Here is a 23,402-nt window from a genome sequence, read left to right on the forward strand (position 1 = left end):
TTGAAGATGCCGGATGGCGCTTACGCTTATCCGGCCTACGCAAACTGGAAACAAAAACCCCGGCAACATGGCCGGGGTTTTTCATGCGATTAACGCTTGTAGATGAACTCGACGCCTTCGTCGTCTTCTTCGTCCCAATCGTCATCCCAGTCATCTTCCGCTTCGTCTTCGACTTCAGCGAGCTGCTGGCGGTGATAATCATCCCACATGAACTCAACTTTCTCTGGCTGTTTCGCTTCTTCAGCCTGAACAATCGGGTTCTCGATGATAAAGGTCATCACATCCCAGCAAAGATCCTTCACGCCCAGTTGGCTGGCGGCAGAGATCAGGTAATATTTACCTTCCCAGCCCAGCGCTTCGGCGATCGCTTTCGCTTTCTCTTCCGCTTCAGCCTTGTCCATCAAATCAATTTTGTTGAACACTAACCAGCGCGGTTTAGATGCCAGATCCTGACTGTATTTTTCCAGTTCGCCAATAATGATACGTGCGTTTTCTACCGGATCGGAACCGTCAATCGGATCGATATCGATGAGGTGCAGCAACACGCGGCAACGTTCCAGATGTTTCAGGAAGCGGATACCCAGGCCTGCGCCTTCAGCCGCACCTTCAATCAGACCCGGAATGTCGGCAACCACGAAGCTCTTTTCGTTGTCCATACGCACCACGCCCAGGCTCGGCACCAGGGTGGTGAACGGATAATCAGCGACTTTCGGCTTCGCCGCAGATACTGCACGGATAAACGTCGATTTCCCAGCATTTGGCATACCCAGCATACCCACGTCTGCCAGCAGCATCAGCTCCAGCATCAGATCGCGCTTATCACCCGGCGTACCCATTGTTTTCTGACGCGGAGTACGGTTAACCGATGATTTGAAACGGGTGTTGCCCAGACCATGCCAGCCGCCTTTAGCGACCATCAGACGCTGACCGTGTTTGGTCATGTCGCCCATGGTTTCGCCCGTGCCCTGATCGATAACACGCGTACCAACAGGCACTTTAATCGTGACGTCTTTGCCACGCTTACCGGTGCAATCACGGCTCGCGCCATTCTGACCACGTTCCGCACGGAATGATTTTTCAAAACGGTAATCGATCAGCGTGTTCAGGTTTTCGTCGGCTTCCAGCCAAACGTCACCACCGTCACCACCATCACCACCGTCCGGACCGCCTTTTGGGATGTACTTTTCGCGGCGGAAGCTGACGCAACCATTACCGCCATCACCTGCAACGACCAGAATCGATGCTTCATCAACAAACTTCATTTTACTCTCCGTAAATCATTCGCCTGAGCGGGGTTGCGAAACCACCGTTTCATGCTTACGTAAACCGCCCCAAATTCGATGACCAATGGCGGAATACATCGCGCCCGCAACCACGATAAACGCACCGAGATAACCTAATAGGTTTAGCATCGGTCTGGCGAAGAAATCGGGCCAGGCCAGTGATAATAAATCTGAAAATAACAACGTAAACAGCGGTGTGAGCGTGATAATAGCGCTCACCTGCGCCGCCTGCCAACGCGCCATCGCTTCCGCAAGAGCGCCGTATCCTACCAGCGTATTCAGGCCGCAGAATATCAGGCATGCCAGCTGCCAGTCGCTGAGCTGCGTGATGACACCGGGTTTAGCCAGCGGCAACAACGCAATCGTACATAAAGTGTACAGTAAAAACAGGATCTGCGGTGATGCCAGGCGGCGCAATAACACCTTTTGTGCGACCCCATAGCTCACCCAGACCATCGCCGCACCGACACCAAAGATAACGCCCCAGGTGTAATCGGTGAGTCGGGTAAAAATTTCGATCAGACTGGTATTAAAAAACAGGACCAGGCCGCTCAGAAGCATAATGGCGCCAATCACCTGCGTGCCGCGCATCTTTTCTTTCAGGATAAAGACGCTAGCGATCATCATACCAACCGGTGACAGCTGACCGATAACCTGCGAAGCCGTTGGGCTCAAATACTGCAAGGATGAACTAAACAGAATGAAGTTACCGAACAGCCCACCGGTTGCGATAGCCAGCAACACCAGCCAACGCGCTTTGCGAAAAATACGCAATGGAGGGAGCTTTTTTTTAACCGCAAGAATAGCGCCAAGGCCAACGCTTGCCATTAAAAAACGGTAGAACACCACGGTAGGAGGCTCCATCACCTCCAGCACTTGCTTCATTGCTATTGGCAAAGCCCCCCAACATACTGCCGTTGTGAGTGCTAACAGAATACCAATGCCTGCCTGTTGCTTCATGCCGTATTCCCTGCAAGGGCTCGTTTCCGGGTTGTCACGGCGTGACGAGCGTATTTACCGGCCGTCGAATGTAAAAAGCCCCGCAACGTGTTGCGGGGCTTTTATCCGTTACCGGGACGCGAAAAACTTATTCAGCAACGATGCTGATGAATTTACGGTTTTTCGGGCCTTTCACTTCAAATTTCACTTTACCGTCTGCTTTAGCAAACAGAGTGTGGTCTTTGCCGCAACCAACGTTAGAGCCAGCGTGGAATTTAGTACCACGTTGACGAACGATGATGCTACCAGCCAGAACTGTTTCACCGCCGAAGCGTTTTACGCCCAGACGTTTAGCTTCTGAATCGCGACCGTTACGAGTCGAGCCGCCAGCCTTTTTATGTGCCATTTAATCTGCTCCCCTTAACTTAAGCGCTGATGCCAGTGATTTTCACATCAGTGAACCACTGACGATGGCCCTGCTGCTTACGGTAGTGTTTACGACGACGAAACTTAACAATTTTAACTTTCTCGCCACGACCGTGAGCAACAACTTCAGCTTTGATAACGCCGCCATCAACGAAAGGAACGCCGATTTTGACTTCTTCACCGTTTGCGATCATCAGAACTTCTGCGAATTCAACAGATTCGCCAGTTGCGATGTCCAGCTTTTCCAGGCGAACGGTCTGACCTTCGCTTACTCGGTGTTGTTTACCACCACTTTGGAAAACCGCGTACATAAAAAACTCCGCTTCCGCGCACACCTTTTTGATGATTCAGAGTGCGCTATAAATATTCACAATAGGGCGCGAATATTACGCAAAACGCGAGCCTTTGACAAGTGCTACCGTCAATACATGAAGAAAAAAAACACAACACGTACGGTAACGTTTATCTACGGCGTTTTTTCAGTACAATCAGCATATATTTATAACCCTAAACCCGACGTTACCTTCTCATACAGTAAGGTAATCGGGGCGAGAAGCCCGGCTTTTGCGATGAATTTAGAAAAAATCAATGAGTTAACCGCGCAAGATATGGCGGGGGTCAATGCGACAATCCTTGAACAGCTCAATTCTGACGTTCAGTTGATCAATCAACTGGGGTACTACATCGTTAGCGGTGGCGGAAAACGCATTCGCCCAATGATCGCCGTCCTCGCAGCGCGGGCCGTTGGTTACCAGGAAAATGCGCACGTTACGATTGCGGCCCTCATCGAGTTTATCCACACAGCGACCCTGCTGCACGATGATGTTGTGGATGAGTCAGACATGCGCCGTGGGAAAGCTACGGCAAATGCGGCGTTTGGTAATGCGGCCAGCGTGCTGGTTGGCGATTTTATCTATACCCGCGCATTTCAGATGATGACCAGCCTTGGCTCGTTGAAAGTGCTGGAAGTCATGTCGAAAGCAGTCAACGTCATCGCCGAAGGTGAAGTCTTGCAGCTGATGAACGTCAACGACCCAGACATCACCGAAGAAAACTATATGCGCGTCATCTACAGTAAGACGGCGCGGTTGTTTGAAGCGGCAGCCCAATGTTCAGGCATTCTGGCTGGCTGTAGCGAAGAACAAGAAAAAGGGTTGCAGGATTATGGCCGTTATCTCGGTACAGCTTTCCAGTTAATTGACGATTTGCTGGATTACAGCGCAGATGGCGAGCAGCTGGGTAAAAACGTCGGTGATGACCTCAACGAGGGTAAACCTACGCTGCCGCTGCTGCATGCCATGCGCCACGGTACTCCAGAACAAGCGCTAATGATCCGCCAGGCCATTGAGCAAGGTAATGGTCGTCACCTTCTGGAGCCGGTTCTGGAAGCGATGAACGCCTGTGGTTCCCTGGAGTGGACGCGCCAACGTGCAGAAGAAGAGGCTGATAAGGCCATCGCTGCGTTGCAGGTGCTGCCTGATACGCCGTGGAGAGAAGCGCTGATTGGTCTGGCACATATCGCCGTACAGCGCGACCGTTAATTCCCTACAGCATCCTCCCTCATCCCGTGCTCTGCACGGGATTTTTTTATAAGTTCTAGTAACCCCCCCACTCTCCTCCGGATAATCACGCAGAACCTTGGCATATTCTGAATATACAGACACTTTACATGAACATTTTAGAACATTCGTTCTTCGGGCGTTATAGTGTCGCCACAACCGATCGTGGAACCGTAAGTCGTTAACCAAAGGAGAGATGAATTTATGGAAAACAAGCTGATTGACTGGCATCCGGCCGACATCATCGCCGGACTGCGCAAGAAAGGGACCTCAATGGCCGCTGAATCACGTAAAAATGGATTGAGTTCATCAACGCTGGCAAATGCGTTAACGAGACCATGGCCAAAAGGTGAGTTGATTATCGCCCGGGCACTGGGAACTGATCCCTGGGTGATTTGGCCGTCACGCTATCACGATGCCAAAACGCATGAGTTCATCGACAGAACGCGGATGATGAGGAGTCGCAGAGAGAAAAAGAATCCGGAATGAACATTGAGCTGTAACCCCCGGCCAACTGAACTGGGGGTTACAAGAGACGTTGACGATTACTCGCCTTTCACGCGCTCAATGTTTGCGCCCAGCGCACGCAGTTTATCTTCGATGCGCTCATAGCCGCGATCGATGTGATAAATACGATCGACCACTGTTGTACCTTCAGCAATACAACCTGCCAGCACTAAACTTGCAGATGCACGCAGATCGGTCGCCATAACCTGTGCGCCTGAGAGTGTTTCCACGCCGTGGCAAATCACGGTATTGCTTTCGATTTCTGCGTGAGCGCCCATACGGCTCAGCTCAGGCACGTGCATAAAGCGGTTCTCAAACACGGTTTCCGTGATGAAGCCGGTCCCTTCTGCCACCAGGTTCAGCAGCGTGAACTGGGCCTGCATATCGGTAGGGAACGCCGGATGCGGCGCAGTACGCACATTAACCGCTTTCGGACGTTTGCCGTGCATATCAAGGCTGATCCAGTCGTCGCCGACTTCGATATCCGCACCCGCATCACGCAGTTTCGCCAGAACGGCATCCAGTGTGTCCGGTTGTGCATTACGGCAGATAATTTTGCCACGAGAAATTGCCGCCGCCACCAGGAAGGTACCGGTTTCGATGCGGTCTGGCAGAACGCGATACACACCGCCGCCGAGACGCTCAACGCCTTCGATCGTAATACGATCGGTGCCCTGGCCAGTGATCTTCGCGCCCAGCGCAATCAGGAAGTTCGCGGTATCCACAATCTCCGGCTCGCGCGCAGCGTTTTCGATGATGGTGGTGCCTTCGGCAAGCGTTGCTGCACACATGATGGTGACAGTCGCACCGACGCTCACTTTGTCCATGACAATATGCGCGCCTTTCAGACGGCCATCAACGGACGCTTTCACATAGCCTTCTTCCAGCTTGATAGTCGCGCCTAACTGCTCCAGACCGGTAATGTGCAGGTCCACCGGACGCGCGCCGATGGTGCAGCCGCCCGGCAGTGAAACCTGGCCCTGACCAAAGCGGGCAACCAGCGGCCCGAGCGCCCAAATGGATGCACGCATGGTTTTCACCAGATCGTACGGCGCACAGAAGACGTTCACATCACGCGCATCAATGTGCACGGAACCATTACGCTCAACTTTCGCACCCAACTGGCTCAACAGCTTCATTGATGTGTCAACGTCCTTCAGTTTCGGGACGTTTTGGATCTCTACAGGTTCTTCAGCCAGCAGCGCCGCAAACAGGATCGGCAGTGCGGCGTTTTTAGCGCCTGAAATTGTGACTTCGCCCTGGAGCTTGGTTGGCCCCTGAACACGAAATTTATCCATTATTCTGTTCTCTGTTTAGAATTTATCTTCGCTACCGGCACATCACCCGTAGCTCAAAAACCGTTAAGTTTGCGATCGCGCGCCCATTCCGCTGGGGTAAACGCCTTAATCGACACGGCATGAATGCGGTTGTCCGCAATGTACTCCATCAACGGGCCATAGACCGATTGCTGCTTCTTGACCCGGCTCATGCCTTCAAACATCTCACCCACGGCAATAACCTGAAAGTGACTGCCGTCGCCAGAAACGTGGACTTCCTGGAGGGAGAGTGCATTCATCAGCACGCTCTGAATTTCATTATTTTCCATGGGCTCTTCATTCGTCAGATAGTGAAAACAGCCCAACATCTTAGAGCAAAGTGGCGCTGTCATAAATAAGCAAAAAGCCTCGCTGATAAATCAGACAAGGCTTTAGTGGCAGATCCCCCTCAGGGGTTTTGCCGGATAGCGGCACAAGACCTTATCCGGCCTGGAAAAATTAACGCGGAAGGACGTCGTCAGGCAAATTGTAAAGCTGCGCCAGCGTGTACACTTTATCGTTAACACCAGTGAGCGAAACGCTGTTTCCCTGCTGCTTGCCTTGATTAATCAGATGCAACAGTAACGCCAGACCGCCGGTATCTACCCGGGATACCTGGTTCAGATCGATGCAGGATACCCCTTTCATCGCCTCAATTCGCGCATCCCATAAGGGATTTAACACGTCCTGATCCAGCTCTCCCACCAGCACCAGCTTGTCGCCTTCGCGCGTCCAGGTGAGTGACTGCGTCATTATTTTTTCTCTTCCAGAGTGATTTTCTGCTGAGAAATAGATTTCAGCTGTGCCGTCAGGCCATCAATACCTTTGGTACGCAGCAGGTCGCTCCACTCATTTTGTTTGGTGGTGATCATACTTACGCCTTCGGCGATCATGTCATACGCCTGCCAGTTACCGGTCTGGGAGTTTTTACGCCACTGGAAATCCAGACGTACCGGAGGACGACCGTTTGGATCGATAATGGTTACGCGGATAGGTACGATGGTCGCATCACCCAACGGCTGCTCAGGGGCAATCTGATAGGTCTGGCCGTGGTACATCGCCAGTGCCTGGCCGTAAGCCTGCTTCAGATATTCACGGAATGCAGCAAAATAGGCTTCACGTTGGGCAGGAGTCGCATCTTTGTAGTAACGGCCCAGCACCAGCGCGCCGGCATACTTAACCTGCACATAAGGCAGCAGTTCCTGATCGACGACCTGACGCAGGTAATCGGGGTTGGAACGGATTTTTGGTTGCTCGTTCTTCAGACGGTCAAAGGTCTTTTGCGCCGCCTCATCCATCAGTTTGTACGGGTTAGTCTGGTCTGCTGCGGTTGCCGCGCTAAGTGGAGCAATCACCAGCATAGCCACCATCATCAATCGTTTAAACATACGTCGATTCTCCTGATATTATTTCGTTGCGCCCGCAGGCGTAGTGGCTTCATTATTGCCTTCAGTTGCGGCTGGCGCATCGCCAGAATTCTTATTGTCATCACCTTTGCTGTTGCTGTTGTAAAGGAACTGACCAATCATATCTTCCAGCACCATCGCGGATTTCGTGTCCTGAATCGTACCACCATCTTTGAGGATAGACGTTCCCAGCTCAGGATCTTCAAAACCCACGTTCAATGCCAGATACTGTTCGCCCAGCAGACCGGAAGTACGGATGCTCAGAGAACTGGTGTCAGGAATATGGTTAAAACGCGATTCGATTTCCAGCGTCACGCGCGGCAGGTACGTTTTCGGATCTAACGAGATGTCCGATACGCGTCCAACTACCACCCCGCCAATCCGCACCGGAGAACGCTCTCTCAGGCCGCCGATATTATCAAAGGTCGCATAAATCGTGTAAGTCGGTTCAGTACGCATTGAGGTAACGTTCGCCGCCTTCAGGCAGACAAACAGCGCAGCCAGCAGCGCAACCAGCAGGAATAACCCGACCCAAATTTCATTTTTTTTCGTTTGCATGAACTCAATTCCCAAACATCAGTGCGGTCAGCACAAAATCCAGCCCCAGAACGGCAAGAGAGGCGTGCACAACGGTGCGTGTCGTTGCCCGGCTAATCCCGGCAGAGGTCGGGATCGCATCATAACCATTGAACAATGCAATCCAGGTGACCGTAATGGCGAACACCACGCTCTTAATCAGACAGTTGACCAGGTCCAGACGCCAGTCGACGGCATTTTGCATAGCCGACCAGAAAAAGCCCGCATCAATACCCTTCCAGCTTACGCCAACCAGTGAACCACCCCAGATCCCCACGGCGACAAATATAATCGTTAGCAGCGGCAATGAAATGACACCGGCCCAAAAACGCGGAGAGATCACCCGGCGCAGTGGATCGACGGCCATCATTTCCAGGCTGGAAAGCTGCTCGGTCGCTCTCATCAGGCCAATCTCTGCAGTTAAGGCCGATCCGGCCCGCCCGGCAAACAGCAGCGCCGCAACAACCGGCCCCAGCTCACGTAACAATGACAGCGCCACCAGCATACCGAGGCTGGTTTCCGCACTGTAGGTCGTCAGCACCAGGTATCCCTGCAATCCCAACACCATACCGATGAATACGCCTGACACAATAATGATCAGCATCGATAAGACACCGACATTATAAAGCTGGCGTATCAGCAGCGGCGCATGTTTGCGAAACTCCGGTTTGCCGACAACCGCATTGAACAACATTAATCCGGCTCGCCCGAACGTCCTGAGGGTTTTTATTCCCCGATGTCCGAGTGATGCCAGCGCATTTAACAACATGGGTGGCTTAACTCCCTGTTTAGAGTAAATCGATATGGTAGTCACCCGCCGGGTAACGGAACGGAACCGGTCCATCGGCAATGCCGTCAAGGAACTGGCGTACGCGCGGATCGGCATTTTCTTGTAGTGCCTGAGCACTACCGTAGGCCACTATTTTTTTGTCCGCCATTATATAGGCGTAATCCGCAATACTCAGTACTTCAGGCACATCATGGGATACCACCACACAGGTGACACCCAGCGCACTGTTCAGTTCTGAAATCAACTTCACCAGCACGCCCATGGTGATGGGATCCTGACCGACGAACGGCTCATCAAACATAATGAGGTCAGGCTCCAGCGCGATAGCACGCGCTAACGCAGCGCGGCGCGCCATCCCGCCGGATAATTCAGAAGGCATTAATTTGGCCGCACCCCGCAGACCGACGGCCTCGAGCTTCATCATCACCGTGCTCTTCAGCAACGGCGCTGGCAACGTCGTATGCTCGCGCAGAGGGTACGCAACGTTGTCAAACACATTCATGTCGGTAAATAGCGCACCTGACTGAAACAGCATACTCATGCGCTTACGCACGGTAAATAAACGCGAACGGGACATGGCCGGGACGTTCTCACCGTCAAACAGAATCTCGCCCTTATCCGGTGAGATCTGTCCGCCAATCAGACGCAACAGCGTCGTTTTGCCGATGCCTGATGGCCCCATGATTGCCGTCACTTTACCGCGCGGTACCGTCAGGGAAATATTATCAAAGATGCAGCGGTCACCCCGGGAAAAGCTGACATCGCGCATATCGACTAGATTCGCCACAGACTGCCCCATTGATTCATCCTTTACTATTGCCTTATTGATCGAAGAGTTTGGCGCTCAATTTAGCCCTGAACTCAACATATTTACAGATTATTGCCTGTCCTGGTTAGCGAAAGCTGGCATTTGTTTTACTTTTTAGCCGCATAAAGTCAAAATTAAGACTTCGTTACGGCTTCCAGAAGATCCTTCAAGAGGACCGGCGAGTATACCTGAAGAAAGGACTTTAGATGCTTTTAGCGACGGCGCTGTTAATAATTGGTTTACTTCTGGTGGTCTACGGTGCCGACCGTCTGGTATTTGCCGCATCCATTTTATGTCGAAACGTCGGTATTCCACCCATTATCATCGGAATGACCGTGGTCAGCATTGGTACGTCGTTACCCGAGATCATTGTCTCCGTTGCCGCATCGATGAATGGGCAACTCGATCTGGCTGTCGGGACCGCCATAGGTTCTAACATCACCAACATTCTGCTTATTTTAGGCCTGTCGGCGCTGATTCATCCTTTTACCGTGCATTCTGATGTTCTGCGTCGTGAATTACCGCTAATGTTGCTGGTAAGTATTTTAGCTGCATCCGTCCTATATGACGGGCAGTTGAGCCGCAGCGACGGTTTCTTTCTTCTGCTCCTGGCCGTGCTATGGCTGCTATTCATTGTTAAAATCGCCCGTCTGGCCGAGCGACAAGGCAATGACAGCCTGACACGCGAGCAGATAGCTGAGCTGCCGCGCGAAGGCGGGTTACCCGTCGCATTTTTGTGGTTGGGTATTGCGCTGATTATTATGCCTATGGCTACGCGTATGGTGGTAGATAACGCTACCGTACTGGCGAACTATTTCGCCATGAGCGAACTCACCATCGGGTTGACGGTGGTCGCCATTGGTACCAGCCTGCCGGAACTGGCAACGGCGATTGCGGGTCTGCGTAAAGGTGAAAACGATATTGCCGTCGGTAACATTATCGGCGCGAACATTTTTAATATTGTTATCGTCCTCGGGCTACCGGCGCTGATTACGCCGGGCGAAGTCAATCCTATGGCCTTCGTCCGGGACTACAGCGTCATGCTGCTGGTGAGCGTTATTTTTGCATTACTCTGCTGGCGACGTCCGCGCCAGATTGGTCGCGGCGCGGGCGCGCTGCTGACCGGCGGTTTTATCATATGGCTGGCGATGCTGTATTGGTTATCGCCACTTCTCGTTGGATAACTGGAAACGCATTATGTCGCACTTAGAGTTGCAACCGGGTTTTGACTTTCAGCAAGCAGGCAAGGAAGTCCTGGCAATTGAACGTGAAGGCCTGGCGGAGCTTGATCAGTACATCAACCAAAATTTTACCCTCGCATGCGAGAAAATATTCAGTTGCCCGGGCAAAGTCGTGGTGATGGGAATGGGGAAATCCGGCCATATCGGGCGGAAAATGGCAGCCACATTTGCCAGCACCGGCACCCCCTCATTTTTTGTACACCCAGGCGAAGCTGCACATGGCGATCTGGGTATGGTCTCGCCGCAGGATGTGGTCATCGCCATCTCTAACTCCGGTGAATCCAATGAGATAGCGGCGCTGATCCCGGTATTAAAACGTCTTCATGTACCGCTTATCTGCATGACCGGTCGTCCGGAAAGCAGTATGGCGCGTGCAGCAGATGTGCATCTGTGTGTTAAAGTGCCCAAGGAAGCTTGTCCGTTAGGCCTGGCGCCGACCAGCAGCACGACAGCAACACTGGTGATGGGCGATGCCCTTGCGGTGGCATTATTAAAAGCGCGCGGCTTTACCGCGGAAGATTTTGCGTTGTCTCATCCCGGTGGGGCACTGGGCCGTAAGCTTTTACTGCGCGTTAACGATATTATGCATACGGGCGACGAGATCCCGCATGTAACCAAAAACGCCAGCCTGCGTGACGCCTTAATTGAGATCACGCGTAAAAATCTCGGCATGACCGTCATTTGCGATGATGCCATGAGGATTGACGGTATTTTCACCGATGGTGATTTACGTCGTGTCTTCGATATGGGCGTTGATGTACGCCAGTTAGGCATTGCCGATGTGATGACCCCTGGAGGCATTCGCGTGCGTCCGGGTATTCTTGCCGTCGATGCCCTGAACTTAATGCAGTCCCGCCATATCACCTCGGTAATGGTTGCTGATGGCGACCAGTTACTCGGTGTGTTACATATGCATGATCTGCTACGTGCAGGTGTAGTGTAAGAAACTCAAGGATAACGAAAATGAGTAAAGCAGGTGCGTCGCTTGCGACCTGTTATGGACCCGTCAGCGCAGACGTTATCACCCGGGCAGAAAACATCCGTTTGCTGATCCTGGATGTGGATGGCGTACTGTCTGATGGTCTGATTTATATGGGCAACAACGGTGAAGAGCTGAAGGCTTTTAACGTCCGCGATGGTTACGGAATTCGCTGTGCGCTCACTTCCGGTATTGAGGTTGCCATTATTACCGGACGAAAGGCTAAACTTGTAGAAGATCGCTGTGCCACTTTGGGGATCACCCACCTGTATCAGGGGCAGCCAGACAAACTGATTGCCTTTGGCGATCTCCTTAGCAAACTGGCGATCGCACCGGAGAATGTCGCCTACGTTGGCGATGACCTGATCGACTGGCCGGTGATGGCACAAGTGGGATTGAGCGTCGCGGTGGCAGATGCCCACCCTTTGCTGATCCCACGGGCCGATTATGTCACCCGTATTAATGGGGGACGTGGCGCTGTGCGTGAAGTCTGCGATTTATTACTCCTGGCGCAGGGCAAACTGGACGAGGCCAAAGGGCAATCGATATGAGCAAAACCAGACGTTGGGTTATCATTCTACTGTCGCTGGCTGTCCTTGTGATGATTGGTATTAATCTGGCAGACAAAGAGGACACCGCTCAGGTCGTCGTCAATAACAACGAGCCAACCTATAAGAGCGAACATACTGATACCGTCGTGTATAGTCCGGAAGGCGCGCTGAGCTATCACTTGATCGCACAACACGTTGAATATTATTCGGAACAAGCGGTTTCGTGGTTTACTCAACCAGTATTAACCACATTTGATAAGGATAAAGTACCGACCTGGACGATCAAGGCCGATAAAGCCAAATTGACCAACGATCGGATGCTGTATCTGTACGGCCATGTTGAGGTTAACGCCCTGGTGCCTGACTCTCAACTACGCAGAATTACGACCGATAACGCGCAGATTAACCTGGTGACACAAGATGTCACTTCCGATGATCTGGTGACGTTGTATGGCACAACATTTAACTCCAGCGGACTGAAGATGCGCGGCAACTTACGCAGCAAGAACGCCGAGCTGATTGAAAAGGTTAGAACCTCATATGAAATCCAAAACAAACAAACTCAGCCTTAATCTTGTACTTGCCAGCTCACTTCTGGTCGCCAGCATTCCGGCATTTGCCGTCACCGGCGATACCGAGCAGCCGATTCACATTGAGTCGGACCAGCAGTCCCTGGATATGCAGGGCAACGTGGTAACGTTTACTGGCAACGTGATTGTGACTCAGGGCACCATCAAAATTAACGCCGATAAAGTCGTCGTGACCCGTCCTGGCGGCGAAGACGGCAAAGAAGTGATTGACGGCTATGGCAATCCAGCGACGTTTTACCAGATGCAGGACAACGGTAAACCGGTTAAAGGCCGCGCCTCGCAGATGCACTATGAACTGGCGAAAGACTTTGTCGTGCTAACCGGCAAGGCGTATCTGGAACAGCTCGATAGCAACATCACGGGCGATAAGATCACCTATCTGGTAAAAGAGCAGAAAATGCAGGCCTTCAGCGATAAAGGCAAACGCGTCACCACCGTTCTGGTTCCGTCGCAGTTGCAGGACAAAAACAAGGCTCCGGCAGAGAAAAAAGGTAACTGATTCGTTATGGCAACATTAACTGCAAAGAACCTTGCAAAAGCCTATAAAGGCCGTCGTGTGGTGGAAGATGTCAGTCTGACCGTCAACTCCGGGGAGATCGTCGGTCTGCTCGGTCCTAACGGTGCAGGCAAGACAACAACCTTTTACATGGTGGTCGGCATTGTCCCGCGCGATGCGGGTAACATTATCATTGATGACGAAGACATCAGCCTGCTGCCTCTGCATGCGCGCGCGCGTCGCGGCATCGGCTACTTACCGCAGGAAGCATCGATTTTCCGTCGCCTGAGCGTGTTTGATAACCTGATGGCGGTACTGCAAATTCGTGACGATCTGACCAGCGAGCAGCGGGAAGATCGCGCCAACGAGCTGATGGAAGAATTCCACATCGAGCACCTGCGTGACAGTATGGGGCAGTCGCTCTCCGGTGGTGAACGACGCCGCGTGGAGATCGCCCGCGCACTGGCCGCTAATCCGAAATTTATCCTGCTGGATGAACCGTTTGCCGGTGTTGACCCGATTTCCGTTATTGATATCAAACGGATCATCGAACACCTGCGCGACAGCGGCCTTGGCGTGCTGATTACCGACCATAACGTCCGCGAAACGCTGGCAGTGTGTGAGCGCGCCTATATCGTGAGTCAGGGGCACCTGATCGCGCACGGCACGCCAACAGAAATACTGCAGGATGAGCACGTTAAGCGCGTATACCTTGGGGAAGACTTCAGACTCTGATAGGGTAGAAGACTTCACGTCACCGCAGGAGAAAACAACTCTGAACATGAAGCAAGGTTTGCAACTCAGGCTTAGCCAACAACTGGCGATGACGCCTCAGCTACAACAGGCTATCCGTCTGTTGCAGCTGTCCACGCTGGAACTTCAGCAAGAACTTCAGCAAGCGCTGGAAAGTAACCCACTGCTCGAGCAAACCGATCTTCACGACGAAATTGATACCCAGGAAAAACAGGACAGCGAAACCCTCGACACCGCCGATGCTCTCGAACAAAAAGAGATGCCTGAGGAGCTGCCACTTGATGCCAGTTGGGATGAAATTTACACCGCCGGGACGCCTTCGGGCACCAGCGGAGATTACATCGACGACGAGCTGCCTGTGTATCAGGGTGAGACCACGCAATCACTACAGGATTACCTGATGTGGCAAGTGGAACTGACCCCGTTCTCGGATACCGATCGCGCCATTGCGACATCCATTGTGGATGCGGTAGACGAAACCGGTTATCTCACCGTGACCCTGGACGATATTCTCGAAAGCATGGGCGATGACGACGTCGGTATGGACGAAATCGAAGCCGTGCTTAAACGCGTTCAGCGCTTTGATCCCGTAGGCGTGGCCGCCAAAGATCTCCGCGACTGCTTACTGATCCAACTTTCGCAGTTTGATAAAGCCACACCGTGGCTGGAAGAAGCGCGCCTGATCATCAGCGATCATCTCGATCTGTTAGCCAACCATGACTTCCGCACGCTGATGCGCGTGACCCGACTGAAAGAAGACGTGCTAAAAGAAGCCGTCAATCTTATTCAGTCACTGGATCCAAGGCCTGGGCAGTCGATCCAGACTGGCGAACCAGAATACGTTATTCCGGATGTGCTGGTGCGTAAGCATAACGATCGCTGGGTGGTCGAACTCAACAGCGACAGCATCCCACGACTGCAGATTAACCAGCACTACGCCGCTATGTGCAATAGCGCGCGCAACGATGCCGACAGTCAGTTTATCCGTAGCAATCTACAGGATGCGAAGTGGCTGATTAAAAGCCTGGAAAGCCGCAATGATACACTGCTGCGCGTAAGTCGTTGCATCGTTGAACAACAGCAAGCCTTCTTTGAGCAAGGCGAAGAGTTTATGAAACCGATGGTGCTGGCGGATATCGCCCAGGCCGTCGAGATGCACGAATCGACCATTTCCCGTGTGACCACGCAAAAGTATCTGCACAGTCCGCGCGGCATTTTTGAATTGAAGTATTTCTTTTCCAGTCACGTTAATACTGAAGGTGGAGGCGAAGCCTCATCCACGGCGATCCGTGCGCTGGTGAAGAAATTAATTGCTGCGGAAAACCCCGCGAAACCACTGAGTGACAGCAAGTTAACCTCTATGCTGTCAGAACAGGGTATCATGGTGGCACGCCGCACCGTTGCGAAGTACCGAGAGTCTTTATCCATTCCGCCGTCTAACCAGCGCAAACAGCTGGTCTGACCCAACCGATAAGGAAGACACTATGCAGCTCAACATCACTGGAAACAACGTCGAAATCACTGAAGCCCTGCGCGATTTTGTTAATACAAAATTTGCCAAGCTTGAACAATATTTCGACCGGATTAATCAGGTCTATATTGTGTTGAAAGTGGAGAAGGTTACACATATCTCGGATGCAACGCTGCATGTGAACGGTGGCGAAATTCATGCCAGCGCGGAAGGTCAGGATATGTACGCAGCCATTGACGGTTTAATTGATAAACTGGCTCGGCAGTTAACAAAACATAAAGATAAACTGAAACAGCACTAACTTGTCCGGGCAGTTAGCGGGTGCAGGACGGCCTGTTGTGTAGCACAACAGGCCATTTGTACAGTTAGCGCTTAGGTGAAATTATGACAAATAACGATACGACTCTACAACTGAGCACTGTTCTTAACCAGGAATGTACACGCGCAGGTGTTCACTGCCAAAGCAAGAAACGCGCACTGGAAATCATTAGTGAACTGGCGGCAAAACAGCTCAGCTTGCCTTCTCAGGTGGTATTTGAGGCCATTCTGACGCGTGAAAAAATGGGCAGTACCGGCATCGGTAATGGTATTGCTATCCCGCATGGAAAGCTGGAAGAAGACACGATGCGCGCGGTTGGTGTGTTTGTGCAACTTGAAACGCCTATCGCCTTCGACGCTATTGATAATCAGCCAGTCGATCTGCTGTTCGCCCTGCTGGTTCCGGCGGACCAAACCAAGACGCATTTGCATACGTTGTCACTGGTCGCAAAACGTCTGGCGGATAAAACCATCTGTCGTCGTCTGCGCGCCGCACAGAGTGACCAGGAGTTGTATCAAATCATCACGGACACCGAAGGTGGACAGGATGAAGCATAACAACCCAATGGCATCCTTTTTTGTCGTTGTGAGGAGAAACAGTACATGGTACTGATGATCGTCAGCGGCCGTTCAGGGTCAGGTAAATCTGTCGCTCTGCGTGCGCTGGAAGATATGGGTTTTTACTGCGTGGATAACCTTCCCGTAGTGCTGTTGCCCGATCTGGCTCGTACTCTGGCCGATCGCCAGATTTCTGCGGCCGTCAGCATTGATGTGCGCAACATGCCTGAGTCCCCGGAGATTTTCGAGCAGGCAATGAACAATCTGCCTGAAGGCTTCTCACCACAGCTGCTGTTCCTTGATGCTGACCGTAACACGCTGATTCGTCGCTACAGTGACACGCGTCGCCTGCACCCACTCTCCAGCAAGAACTTGTCTCTGGAAAGCGCTATCGATAAGGAAAGCGATTTGCTTGAGCCTTTGCGCTCTCGCGCTGACCTGATCGTTGATACCTCCGAAATGTCCGTACACGAACTGGCGGAAATGTTGCGTACCCGACTGTTGGGCAAACGTGAACGTGAATTGACGATGGTTTTCGAATCCTTTGGTTTCAAACACGGTATCCCGATTGACGCGGATTACGTCTTTGACGTGCGCTTCCTGCCTAACCCGCACTGGGATCCGAAGCTGCGCCCAATGACCGGTCTTGACCGCCCCGTCGCCGCGTTCCTCGACAGGCACACAGAAGTACACAATTTTATCTACCAGACGCGCAGCTATCTTGAGCTATGGTTACCCATGCTGGAGACCAACAACCGTAGCTATCTCACCGTAGCCATCGGTTGTACCGGCGGGAAGCACCGTTCGGTGTATATTGCAGAGCAGCTGGCAGACTACTTCCGCTCACGCGGTAAAAACGTGCAGTCACGCCATCGTACGCTGGAAAAACGTAAATCATGACCGTGAAGCAAACCGTTGAAATCACTAATAAGCTGGGCATGCATGCCCGTCCAGCTATGAAACTGTTTGAATTGATGCAGGGTTTCGAAGCAGAAGTTTTGCTGCGTAATGATGAAGGAACGGAAGCCGAGGCCAACAGCGTTATCGCTCTGCTGATGCTGGATTCAGCCAAAGGGCGTCAGATAGAAGTTGAAGCCACGGGTCCGCAGGAAGTTGAAGCCCTTGCCGCAGTGGTTGCCCTGTTTAATTCAGGTTTTGATGAAGATTAGTCAAGTGGTTTTAACACGTAGCCAGTAGGTCGGATAAGGCGTTTACGCCGCATCCGGCAATGCCATTGTGTCGTATTGTGCCTGATGCGCTGCACTTAAATCAGGCCAACAAAAACAGCGACAGTAGCGACTAATACAACTTATTTTCCCGCATAAACGACTCACCGCCTAACTGGCGCATTTGACGCATGATCCACGCCTGGCGGCTACGCACATAACCAGAAGGCGCATTCGCTTTAAAACGCAAAGGATTAGGTAATACCGCCGCCAGCAAGGCCGCTTCAGACAGACTCAACCGACTGGCAGGCTTATGGAAATAGCGCTGCGCCGCCGCCTCCACGCCAAAAATCCCATCGCCAAACTCAGCGATATTCAGGTAAACGGTCAGAATACGTTTCTTGCTCCAGACGGTTTCCATACCCAGCGTTAGCCCGGCTTCAAGACCTTTACGTACCCAGCTACGTCCATCCCACAGAAAGAGGTTTTTCGCCGTCTGTTGCGATAACGTCGACGCCCCGCGAATACGGTTTTCATTGCGTTCATTGTGTGCCAGCGCTTTCTCTATGGCGGAGACATCGAATCCCCAGTGCTCGGGAAACTTCTGGTCCTCCGCGGCAATGACGGCCAGTCCCATCCAAGGTGAAATCTCGTCCATGCTCACCCAGTCTGAGTGCGCCACATAACCAAAATCACCGGACAGCCATGCGCCCAGTTGCCGTTCAACCATCACCGCCGAGAAAGGTACAGGCATCACGCTGAAAAGTGCGATGCCTCCGCCCCAGAATACGCCGAGGACAATGACCGCCCGCAGAAAGATACGTCGCAGAAAGGCGGTAACTCCTGTTCTCATTCAGCCAGCACCAGCACACGCGATACCAGTTTATCGATGCCACTCGCAGCCTGAGCAATGTCCTGCGCCAGCATATAGGCGGGCGTGGTGACGATTTTATTGTCTTCATCGACGACAATGTCATCAACCGGACAAGGCACATGTTCAGCGCCCATCTCTTCCAGCACCTCTGCCGTATCGATATCAGTACCGATGGTCAGACGCAGCGGGAAATCAAAAATTTTAGGTAACATAGCGGGCGCAATGCACATAAATCCCAGCGGCTTACCCGCCTGATGCATGGCCACCGCCAGCGCGGCTAAGTCGCTATCAACCCGGCATTCGCTGCCCTGACTGGCAAAATTGCTCAGATTTTTGGCCGCACCAAACCCGCCCGGCACGATCAACGCATCCAGTTCCGCTGAGACTGCCTGAGCGAGCGGGCGAATTTCACCGCGTGTTATACGTGCGGCTTCAATCAGTACATTACGCGTTTCCAGCATCGGCTCGCCGGTCAGATGGTTAATCACATCCGCTTGCTGTTTATCCGGAGCAAAGCAGACGGCCTGAGCGCCGTTGCGGGCAATGGCCAGAAGCGTGAGAACAGTTTCATGGATCTCTGCACCGTCATACACGCCGCATCCACTGAGCACTACACCCACTTTTTTCATCGTGATACTCCTTTCTCAACTGGCTGAAACATATTAGTTATTATGATTTAAATGCTACGCTTCACACATTTAACTGATTCATGTAACAAATTATTTAAGATTTGCTATCTTAACTGCGTGCGGCCTGAAAATTAGGGCTGCGCCCTTGTAAACAATGATAATAATTTACGGCGCAGCCACGATTTCCCTGGTGTTGGCGCAGTATTCGCGCACCCCGGTCAAGCCGGGGTCATTTTTTTTCCACGCTCGCCACCCAGGCTTTTAATACCGCCACGTCGTGCTGCCACTCCTGCTTCATCTCTTCAATCCATTCAGCAACGTTATCTTCCCAGGCGGGAAGGTCCGGAGACTGGATTTGCTGACCTAACTGTTGCAGGTGACGCAGCCCCACAGAACCTGCTGCGCCTTTAATTTTATGACCTTCCTCAACCACGCCTTTTTTATCCCGTGCGGTCAAGTTTGACTCCAGCACGCTCAAATATCCCGGCATCATCTTCTCAAACACCGCCAGCCCGTCGGTAATTAACTTCGGTCCCACCAGCTCGAGGTATTGTTCCAACATAGGAATATCTAACAGCGCTTGCGATTTACTGCTTTCTTCAGATGTCACAGTGCTCTCCTCTTCGTTTCTGGTATCCCAGTATTTTTTGATCATGGCGGTTAGCGCCGGAACCGACAGCGGCTTACTCAGCACGTCATCCATTCCCGCGTCCAAATACTCTTTTTTATCTTTCAGTACGTTGGCGGTGAGTGCAACTAGCGGCGGAAGGTCCTCACGAGCGTATTTTTGCGTGAGCTCCCGCGAGATATCCAGACCGGTCATATCCGGTAGCTGAATATCCAGCAGCACCAGGTCATATTCACCCGGCGTAAACATTTCCAGCGCGGCTTTCCCGGTCATCGCGACATCCACGCTGTTGCCTAATTTTTCCAGCACGGAACGCGCAACAATAACGTTTAGTTCAATGTCTTCCACCAGCAGCACATTCAGGGCTGGCAGCGGCATGTCATCGTCTTCAAAGGCGTCTTCAATCTCTTCCGCTACCGCAGGCGCATGTACGGTCAGCGTAAAGATGGAGCCTTTACCTGCCTGGCTGGAAACCGTAATATCGCCGCCCATATTTTTCGCCAGACGCTTCGACACGGCCAAACCAATCCCGGTTCCTGTGGCCGGTTTACCGCCGTTGCTGTCCTTCACCTGATAATACATGGCGAAGATTTTATCCTGCTCATCCTGCGGAATGCCGATCCCAGAATCTTCAACCTCGAAATGCAGCATATCGCCTTGGTCATAGCGCGCCCGCACGGTCACCTGTCCCTGCTGAGTGAACTTCACGGCGTTGCTGATCAGATTCCACAGAATCTGGCGCAAACGCGTGCCGTCGGTAATGACCTTATGCGGTAGCGGTAACGTTGGCTCAAGTACAAAACGCAGCCCTTTTTGCTGCGCCTGCAGGCCAGAAAGGTTTTCCAGATCCGCCATAAAGCTGGTGAAATCAACAGGCTGGTTATCGAGCTGGACTTTACGTCGCTCCATCTTATCCATATCTATGATATCGTTGAAAATATTCCCCAGCGTCACGGCAGAGACATGGATGGTTTTCAGGTATTTTTCCTGCTCAGCGGTCAGGTCTGTATCCAACAGGATCCGGCTTAAGCCGACAATGCCGTTAAGCGGAGTGCGCAGCTCGTGGCTGATGGTGGAAATGAAGGTGGTCTTATCACGGCTGGCACGTTCAAGCGCGTCCTGATAGCGCTTACGCTCGGTAATATCGCGCCCAAAACCCATCAGGCCATGTCGCTTACCTACGCGGTCATAGTACGGCACTTTACGAATTTCAAAGCAGGCTTTGCGCCCGTCCGGGTAGTCCAGCCACTGTTCGTAGGTGAGTGAGACGTTATGACGGAATACCTTCTCGTCGGTTTCAATTACCTTTTCAGCCGCTTCAGGAGAGTAAACGTCAGCCGGTTTTAAGTTCACCAGCTGCTTTTCGCTTTTGCCAGTCAGCAGTTCCATGGCACGGTTACAGCCGGAAAATTCTTTATCTTCATTGCGATAAAAAACCAGATCCGGCGAGGCATCAAGGAAAGAGCGTAAAAAGGAAGACTGTTGCTCGAGCTGGATCTGCGCTTCTTCGCGCTCTTTGATTTCAACCTTCAGTTGCTCGAACGTTTCCTGGCGCTCCGCTTCGGCTTTTTCGCGCTCAACAATTTCCTGATTGAGCTGGGCTATATTATCTTTCAATTGCACATTGAGCTTGAGATCGCGCTCGCGCATCTCTTCCAGCTTTTGTACCAGTCGTGACAGGCGTTGCCGGGACTCTTCCAGTTGCTCCACCACCACTGACAGGAAATAGACAGCCCAAGGGGTAATTAACAGACCAAAAAAGATAGAACGGATAACATCAATGCTTTCTACCTGGCCATGCAGCACCATGGTGACAGCCATCTGCACCACAATTGCCAACACGACCAGAGCCAGCGCCAACAGCAGCGAAAAGCGCACCAGACCCAACTTCATCATTAGGTCGACGTAATATTGCGCCAGCATACGGATTTGCTTCATAGAGGGTTCCTTCACGACAACTTGGCACAATAATACTCAATTCTTGGCGTGACGTTTGAGAATGTGCAAGAAATGCGGAGGTTATCAGTGAAATGACCGTAGAAGGTTAATCGTAGGCCTAATAAGCGAAGCGCCATCAGGCAAGCAGGCGCAGATTGCCGGATGTCGGCTTTACCTTATCCGGCCTACGGAGGGTTAGATCCCCGGCTGCACCCATGGCGTACCCAGCGCCGAGCCTTGCACGCCGTGCTCGTTAAGGTACTTATCCAGTTCAACCATCCCAGTCCAGCGATTTTCACACCATAGCGGTGCTAACAGCGTTGGGCGACGCGCGCTGGCGGAAATGCGATGATAAATCACCTCTGGCGGCGTATGGCGGATCATCTCCCCGGCGGTAACCGTATAATCGTCCAGTTCAATTCCGTTCAGCCGCCCGGCTTCCCAGGCTTTCGCCATCGTACTGCCTTTCACAATATGCAGCGGATGCAGCTTAATACCGTCGACACCCGTCTCCACCACACGCTCCATGGTTTGTAGGCATTCTGCCTGCCCTTCTCCCGGCAGACCGACAATCAGGTGCGAACAGACTTTCAGCCCGCGTTCACGCGCCAGTCGCGTGGTGTTCTGGTAGCAGGCAAAATCATGACCGCGGTTAATACGGTGCAGGGTTTTGTCATGTGCGGTTTGCAGACCAAGTTCCAGCCATACCTCATAACCCAGGTCTTTATACTCGCAAAGCAGATCGAGTACCGCATCCGGCACGCAGTCGGGGCGCGTCCCAACGCATAACCCGACGATACTGGCCTGGCTGACCGCCTGCTGATACATCGACCGCAGCACCTGTACTTCAGCAAAGGTGCTGGTATAGGCCTGGAAATAGGCCAGATAGCGTCTGGCGCGATTGACCAATTGCGCCTGATGCTCAAGCTGCTCGGCAATGGAATGATGCTGCTGAGTTTCATCGGCAAACGAGGCGACATTACAGAAAGTACATCCGCCACGTCCGATGGTGCCATCACGATTTGGACAGCTAAAGCCGCCGTGCAGCGTGAGTTTATGAACCTTTTGCCCATAACGGCGAGAAAGATCCCCACCAAACATATTGACTAATTTCTGTAACTGCATAATCTGGTAGACCGCGCCTTGAAAAGAGGCCAAAGCCTGCCATTTTTTGCCCCAGTCGGCGATGACCTGGATCAATCGCCCTGGCGAGCCTTTATTTATTGCATAACAAATCAAAATAATTGAAATTTCATTCACTCAAAATTTAATTACTTTTCCTTATATTCAGCGGTTTTTTTTATCTTCTTATACTCTCAGCGTAAAAACAGTATCTTTAAGACGCCTGAACTCTAAAAACCAGCATAAAATGCCAGTCATCTCGATAAATAAAGGGAGGACGAGGGATATCCAGCCTTTCTGACAGTGAGACAGATCACACTTCCTGGGGGATTCCCCTTAGGTTAAATCAATGTAAAAAATCCTTTTATTTCAATATTTTCATAAAGTTAATTGCCCTATAGCACATTTTTGCATAAATAAGATTGCCATTTGACCTGTGTGTGGATTCCCGATAACTTGGAAATCCGCTGGAAGCTTT

28 protein-coding genes are annotated in these 23,402 nt (G+C 52.0%); 13 read left to right on the top strand and 15 right to left on the bottom strand.

Annotated features, from left to right (window positions below; genetic code table 11):
* Positions 1 to 89 precede the first annotated feature (89 nt).
* The 4 genes from cgtA to rplU all read right to left on the bottom strand — a co-directional run bounded on the left by cgtA (position 90) and on the right by rplU (position 2,959).
* Positions 90 to 1,262 (bottom strand): Obg family GTPase CgtA, encoded by a 1,173-nt coding sequence (gene cgtA, locus G4551_RS21185; RefSeq protein ID WP_003025024.1) that lies wholly within the window; start codon positions 1,260 to 1,262, stop codon positions 90 to 92.
* 15 nt (positions 1,263 to 1,277) lie between these two features.
* Positions 1,278 to 2,243 carry a DMT family transporter gene (locus tag G4551_RS21190; protein WP_003839955.1) on the bottom strand — a complete coding sequence of 322 codons (966 nt, stop codon included), beginning with the start codon at positions 2,241 to 2,243 and terminating at the stop codon, positions 1,278 to 1,280.
* A 127-nt stretch (positions 2,244 to 2,370) separates the two neighbouring features.
* Positions 2,371 to 2,628, bottom strand: coding sequence for a 50S ribosomal protein L27 (gene rpmA / locus G4551_RS21195; RefSeq protein WP_003025030.1), 258 nt, complete (start codon positions 2,626 to 2,628; stop codon positions 2,371 to 2,373).
* 19 nt (positions 2,629 to 2,647) lie between these two features.
* Entirely contained in the window at positions 2,648 to 2,959 is a 312-nt protein-coding gene (gene rplU / locus G4551_RS21200) for a 50S ribosomal protein L21 (RefSeq protein ID WP_003025032.1), read from the bottom strand.
* Between the two features lie 258 nt (positions 2,960 to 3,217).
* On the opposite strand from rplU, the gene ispB reads away from it, so the two are divergent.
* Both ispB and sfsB read left to right on the top strand, forming a co-directional pair.
* Positions 3,218 to 4,189, top strand: a complete 972-nt coding sequence (gene ispB / locus G4551_RS21205; protein ID WP_003839953.1) for an octaprenyl diphosphate synthase — start codon at positions 3,218 to 3,220, stop codon at positions 4,187 to 4,189.
* A 222-nt stretch (positions 4,190 to 4,411) separates the two neighbouring features.
* Positions 4,412 to 4,696, top strand: coding sequence for a DNA-binding transcriptional regulator SfsB (sfsB, locus tag G4551_RS21210; protein ID WP_003839952.1), 285 nt, complete (start codon positions 4,412 to 4,414; stop codon positions 4,694 to 4,696).
* A gap of 56 nt (positions 4,697 to 4,752) precedes the next feature.
* Here sfsB and murA read toward each other — a convergent pair whose 3' ends face one another.
* The 7 genes from murA to mlaF form a co-directional block, all read right to left on the bottom strand.
* Positions 4,753 to 6,012, bottom strand: a complete 1,260-nt coding sequence (murA, locus tag G4551_RS21215; RefSeq protein ID WP_003839949.1) for a UDP-N-acetylglucosamine 1-carboxyvinyltransferase — start codon at positions 6,010 to 6,012, stop codon at positions 4,753 to 4,755.
* Between the two features lie 53 nt (positions 6,013 to 6,065).
* The gene (ibaG, locus tag G4551_RS21220; protein WP_003025040.1) at positions 6,066 to 6,320 is read right to left on the bottom strand and encodes a BolA family iron metabolism protein IbaG; all 255 of its coding nucleotides are present in this window, start codon (positions 6,318 to 6,320) and stop codon (positions 6,066 to 6,068) included.
* A gap of 169 nt (positions 6,321 to 6,489) precedes the next feature.
* On the bottom strand, positions 6,490 to 6,783 hold the full coding sequence (gene mlaB / locus G4551_RS21225; RefSeq protein WP_003025045.1) for a lipid asymmetry maintenance protein MlaB: 294 nt from the start codon (positions 6,781 to 6,783) through the stop codon (positions 6,490 to 6,492).
* Positions 6,783 to 7,418 (bottom strand): phospholipid-binding protein MlaC, encoded by a 636-nt coding sequence (gene mlaC / locus G4551_RS21230; protein ID WP_003025047.1) that lies wholly within the window; start codon positions 7,416 to 7,418, stop codon positions 6,783 to 6,785. The genes mlaB and mlaC overlap by 1 nt, the downstream gene beginning before the upstream one ends.
* An 18-nt stretch (positions 7,419 to 7,436) precedes the next feature.
* A complete protein-coding gene (gene mlaD, locus G4551_RS21235) occupies positions 7,437 to 7,994 on the bottom strand; it encodes an outer membrane lipid asymmetry maintenance protein MlaD (RefSeq protein ID WP_003025050.1) in 558 nt (185 codons plus the stop codon).
* Between the two features lie 4 nt (positions 7,995 to 7,998).
* A complete protein-coding gene (gene mlaE, locus G4551_RS21240) occupies positions 7,999 to 8,781 on the bottom strand; it encodes a lipid asymmetry maintenance ABC transporter permease subunit MlaE (RefSeq protein WP_003025053.1) in 783 nt (260 codons plus the stop codon).
* Positions 8,782 to 8,800: 19 nt separating this feature from the next.
* On the bottom strand, positions 8,801 to 9,601 hold the full coding sequence (gene mlaF / locus G4551_RS21245; protein WP_003025057.1) for a phospholipid ABC transporter ATP-binding protein MlaF: 801 nt from the start codon (positions 9,599 to 9,601) through the stop codon (positions 8,801 to 8,803).
* Positions 9,602 to 9,816: 215 nt separating this feature from the next.
* On the opposite strand from mlaF, the gene G4551_RS21250 reads away from it, so the two are divergent.
* The 11 genes from G4551_RS21250 (at position 9,817) to npr (ending at position 17,736) form a co-directional block, all read left to right on the top strand.
* Positions 9,817 to 10,794: a calcium/sodium antiporter gene (locus G4551_RS21250; protein ID WP_003839941.1), complete on the top strand. Its 978-nt coding sequence runs from the start codon at positions 9,817 to 9,819 to the stop codon at positions 10,792 to 10,794.
* Positions 10,795 to 10,807: 13 nt separating this feature from the next.
* Positions 10,808 to 11,794, top strand: a complete 987-nt coding sequence (kdsD, locus tag G4551_RS21255; protein WP_003839938.1) for an arabinose-5-phosphate isomerase KdsD — start codon at positions 10,808 to 10,810, stop codon at positions 11,792 to 11,794.
* Between the two features lie 20 nt (positions 11,795 to 11,814).
* The gene (kdsC, locus tag G4551_RS21260) at positions 11,815 to 12,381 is read left to right on the top strand and encodes a 3-deoxy-manno-octulosonate-8-phosphatase KdsC (RefSeq protein ID WP_003839936.1); all 567 of its coding nucleotides are present in this window, start codon (positions 11,815 to 11,817) and stop codon (positions 12,379 to 12,381) included.
* Positions 12,378 to 12,953: an LPS export ABC transporter periplasmic protein LptC gene (lptC, locus tag G4551_RS21265; RefSeq protein WP_003025068.1), complete on the top strand. Its 576-nt coding sequence runs from the start codon at positions 12,378 to 12,380 to the stop codon at positions 12,951 to 12,953. Before kdsC ends, lptC begins: the two co-directional genes overlap by 4 nt.
* On the top strand, positions 12,922 to 13,470 hold the full coding sequence (gene lptA / locus G4551_RS21270) for a lipopolysaccharide ABC transporter substrate-binding protein LptA (protein WP_003839932.1): 549 nt from the start codon (positions 12,922 to 12,924) through the stop codon (positions 13,468 to 13,470). The genes lptC and lptA overlap by 32 nt, the downstream gene beginning before the upstream one ends.
* A 6-nt stretch (positions 13,471 to 13,476) precedes the next feature.
* The gene (gene lptB, locus G4551_RS21275; RefSeq protein ID WP_003025073.1) at positions 13,477 to 14,202 is read left to right on the top strand and encodes an LPS export ABC transporter ATP-binding protein; all 726 of its coding nucleotides are present in this window, start codon (positions 13,477 to 13,479) and stop codon (positions 14,200 to 14,202) included.
* Between the two features lie 46 nt (positions 14,203 to 14,248).
* Positions 14,249 to 15,682, top strand: a complete 1,434-nt coding sequence (gene rpoN / locus G4551_RS21280) for an RNA polymerase factor sigma-54 (RefSeq protein ID WP_003025074.1) — start codon at positions 14,249 to 14,251, stop codon at positions 15,680 to 15,682.
* 22 nt (positions 15,683 to 15,704) lie between these two features.
* Complete coding sequence (gene hpf / locus G4551_RS21285) at positions 15,705 to 15,992, top strand: ribosome hibernation promoting factor (protein WP_003025078.1); 288 nt, start codon at positions 15,705 to 15,707, stop codon at positions 15,990 to 15,992.
* 83 nt (positions 15,993 to 16,075) lie between these two features.
* Positions 16,076 to 16,567 carry a PTS IIA-like nitrogen regulatory protein PtsN gene (gene ptsN, locus G4551_RS21290; protein ID WP_003025083.1) on the top strand — a complete coding sequence of 164 codons (492 nt, stop codon included), beginning with the start codon at positions 16,076 to 16,078 and terminating at the stop codon, positions 16,565 to 16,567.
* Positions 16,568 to 16,612: 45 nt separating this feature from the next.
* Entirely contained in the window at positions 16,613 to 17,467 is an 855-nt protein-coding gene (rapZ, locus tag G4551_RS21295) for an RNase adapter RapZ (RefSeq protein ID WP_003025085.1), read from the top strand.
* Positions 17,464 to 17,736 carry a PTS phosphocarrier protein NPr gene (gene npr / locus G4551_RS21300; protein ID WP_003025086.1) on the top strand — a complete coding sequence of 91 codons (273 nt, stop codon included), beginning with the start codon at positions 17,464 to 17,466 and terminating at the stop codon, positions 17,734 to 17,736. Before rapZ ends, npr begins: the two co-directional genes overlap by 4 nt.
* Before the next feature lie 130 nt (positions 17,737 to 17,866).
* Here the strand turns inward: npr and mtgA are convergent, their stop codons facing one another.
* The 4 genes from mtgA to mnmL form a co-directional block, all read right to left on the bottom strand.
* Entirely contained in the window at positions 17,867 to 18,586 is a 720-nt protein-coding gene (gene mtgA / locus G4551_RS21305) for a monofunctional biosynthetic peptidoglycan transglycosylase (RefSeq protein WP_003839927.1), read from the bottom strand.
* Positions 18,583 to 19,236, bottom strand: a complete 654-nt coding sequence (gene elbB, locus G4551_RS21310; protein WP_003839926.1) for an isoprenoid biosynthesis glyoxalase ElbB — start codon at positions 19,234 to 19,236, stop codon at positions 18,583 to 18,585. Before elbB ends, mtgA begins: the two co-directional genes overlap by 4 nt.
* A gap of 229 nt (positions 19,237 to 19,465) precedes the next feature.
* Complete coding sequence (gene arcB / locus G4551_RS21315) at positions 19,466 to 21,802, bottom strand: aerobic respiration two-component sensor histidine kinase ArcB (RefSeq protein WP_003025089.1); 2,337 nt, start codon at positions 21,800 to 21,802, stop codon at positions 19,466 to 19,468.
* 195 nt (positions 21,803 to 21,997) lie between these two features.
* Positions 21,998 to 22,927 carry a tRNA modification radical SAM protein MnmL/YtqA gene (gene mnmL / locus G4551_RS21320; protein ID WP_003839924.1) on the bottom strand — a complete coding sequence of 310 codons (930 nt, stop codon included), beginning with the start codon at positions 22,925 to 22,927 and terminating at the stop codon, positions 21,998 to 22,000.
* Between the last annotated feature and the right edge of the window lie 475 nt (positions 22,928 to 23,402).

The sequence above is a fragment of the Citrobacter freundii ATCC 8090 = MTCC 1658 = NBRC 12681 genome (genome assembly GCF_011064845.1).
GTDB lineage: Bacteria > Pseudomonadota > Gammaproteobacteria > Enterobacterales > Enterobacteriaceae > Citrobacter > Citrobacter freundii.

Bases quoted from the DNA above. Each gene is read 5' to 3' on its own strand.
- ibaG (WP_003025040.1), bottom strand. From the start codon at position 6,320: ATGGAAAATAATGAAATTCAGAGCGTGCTGATGAATGCACTCTCCCTC.
- mlaE (WP_003025053.1), bottom strand. From the start codon at position 8,781: ATGTTGTTAAATGCGCTGGCATCACTCGGACATCGGGGAATAAAAACC.
- rpmA (WP_003025030.1), bottom strand. From the start codon at position 2,628: ATGGCACATAAAAAGGCTGGCGGCTCGACTCGTAACGGTCGCGATTCA.
- mlaF (WP_003025057.1), bottom strand. From the start codon at position 9,601: ATGGGGCAGTCTGTGGCGAATCTAGTCGATATGCGCGATGTCAGCTTT.
- rapZ (WP_003025085.1), top strand. From the start codon at position 16,613: ATGGTACTGATGATCGTCAGCGGCCGTTCAGGGTCAGGTAAATCTGTC.
- kdsC (WP_003839936.1), top strand. From the start codon at position 11,815: ATGAGTAAAGCAGGTGCGTCGCTTGCGACCTGTTATGGACCCGTCAGC.
- mlaB (WP_003025045.1), bottom strand. From the start codon at position 6,783: ATGACGCAGTCACTCACCTGGACGCGCGAAGGCGACAAGCTGGTGCTG.
- sfsB (WP_003839952.1), top strand. From the start codon at position 4,412: ATGGAAAACAAGCTGATTGACTGGCATCCGGCCGACATCATCGCCGGA.
- rpoN (WP_003025074.1), top strand. From the start codon at position 14,249: ATGAAGCAAGGTTTGCAACTCAGGCTTAGCCAACAACTGGCGATGACG.
- kdsD (WP_003839938.1), top strand. From the start codon at position 10,808: ATGTCGCACTTAGAGTTGCAACCGGGTTTTGACTTTCAGCAAGCAGGC.
- npr (WP_003025086.1), top strand. From the start codon at position 17,464: ATGACCGTGAAGCAAACCGTTGAAATCACTAATAAGCTGGGCATGCAT.
- ptsN (WP_003025083.1), top strand. From the start codon at position 16,076: ATGACAAATAACGATACGACTCTACAACTGAGCACTGTTCTTAACCAG.
- mlaC (WP_003025047.1), bottom strand. From the start codon at position 7,418: ATGTTTAAACGATTGATGATGGTGGCTATGCTGGTGATTGCTCCACTT.
- mnmL (WP_003839924.1), bottom strand. From the start codon at position 22,927: ATGCAGTTACAGAAATTAGTCAATATGTTTGGTGGGGATCTTTCTCGC.
- G4551_RS21190 (WP_003839955.1), bottom strand. From the start codon at position 2,243: ATGAAGCAACAGGCAGGCATTGGTATTCTGTTAGCACTCACAACGGCA.
- lptC (WP_003025068.1), top strand. From the start codon at position 12,378: ATGAGCAAAACCAGACGTTGGGTTATCATTCTACTGTCGCTGGCTGTC.
- ispB (WP_003839953.1), top strand. From the start codon at position 3,218: ATGAATTTAGAAAAAATCAATGAGTTAACCGCGCAAGATATGGCGGGG.
- rplU (WP_003025032.1), bottom strand. From the start codon at position 2,959: ATGTACGCGGTTTTCCAAAGTGGTGGTAAACAACACCGAGTAAGCGAA.
- cgtA (WP_003025024.1), bottom strand. From the start codon at position 1,262: ATGAAGTTTGTTGATGAAGCATCGATTCTGGTCGTTGCAGGTGATGGC.
- mlaD (WP_003025050.1), bottom strand. From the start codon at position 7,994: ATGCAAACGAAAAAAAATGAAATTTGGGTCGGGTTATTCCTGCTGGTT.
- G4551_RS21250 (WP_003839941.1), top strand. From the start codon at position 9,817: ATGCTTTTAGCGACGGCGCTGTTAATAATTGGTTTACTTCTGGTGGTC.
- hpf (WP_003025078.1), top strand. From the start codon at position 15,705: ATGCAGCTCAACATCACTGGAAACAACGTCGAAATCACTGAAGCCCTG.
- arcB (WP_003025089.1), bottom strand. From the start codon at position 21,802: ATGAAGCAAATCCGTATGCTGGCGCAATATTACGTCGACCTAATGATG.
- mtgA (WP_003839927.1), bottom strand. From the start codon at position 18,586: ATGAGAACAGGAGTTACCGCCTTTCTGCGACGTATCTTTCTGCGGGCG.
- elbB (WP_003839926.1), bottom strand. From the start codon at position 19,236: ATGAAAAAAGTGGGTGTAGTGCTCAGTGGATGCGGCGTGTATGACGGT.
- lptB (WP_003025073.1), top strand. From the start codon at position 13,477: ATGGCAACATTAACTGCAAAGAACCTTGCAAAAGCCTATAAAGGCCGT.
- murA (WP_003839949.1), bottom strand. From the start codon at position 6,012: ATGGATAAATTTCGTGTTCAGGGGCCAACCAAGCTCCAGGGCGAAGTC.
- lptA (WP_003839932.1), top strand. From the start codon at position 12,922: ATGAAATCCAAAACAAACAAACTCAGCCTTAATCTTGTACTTGCCAGC.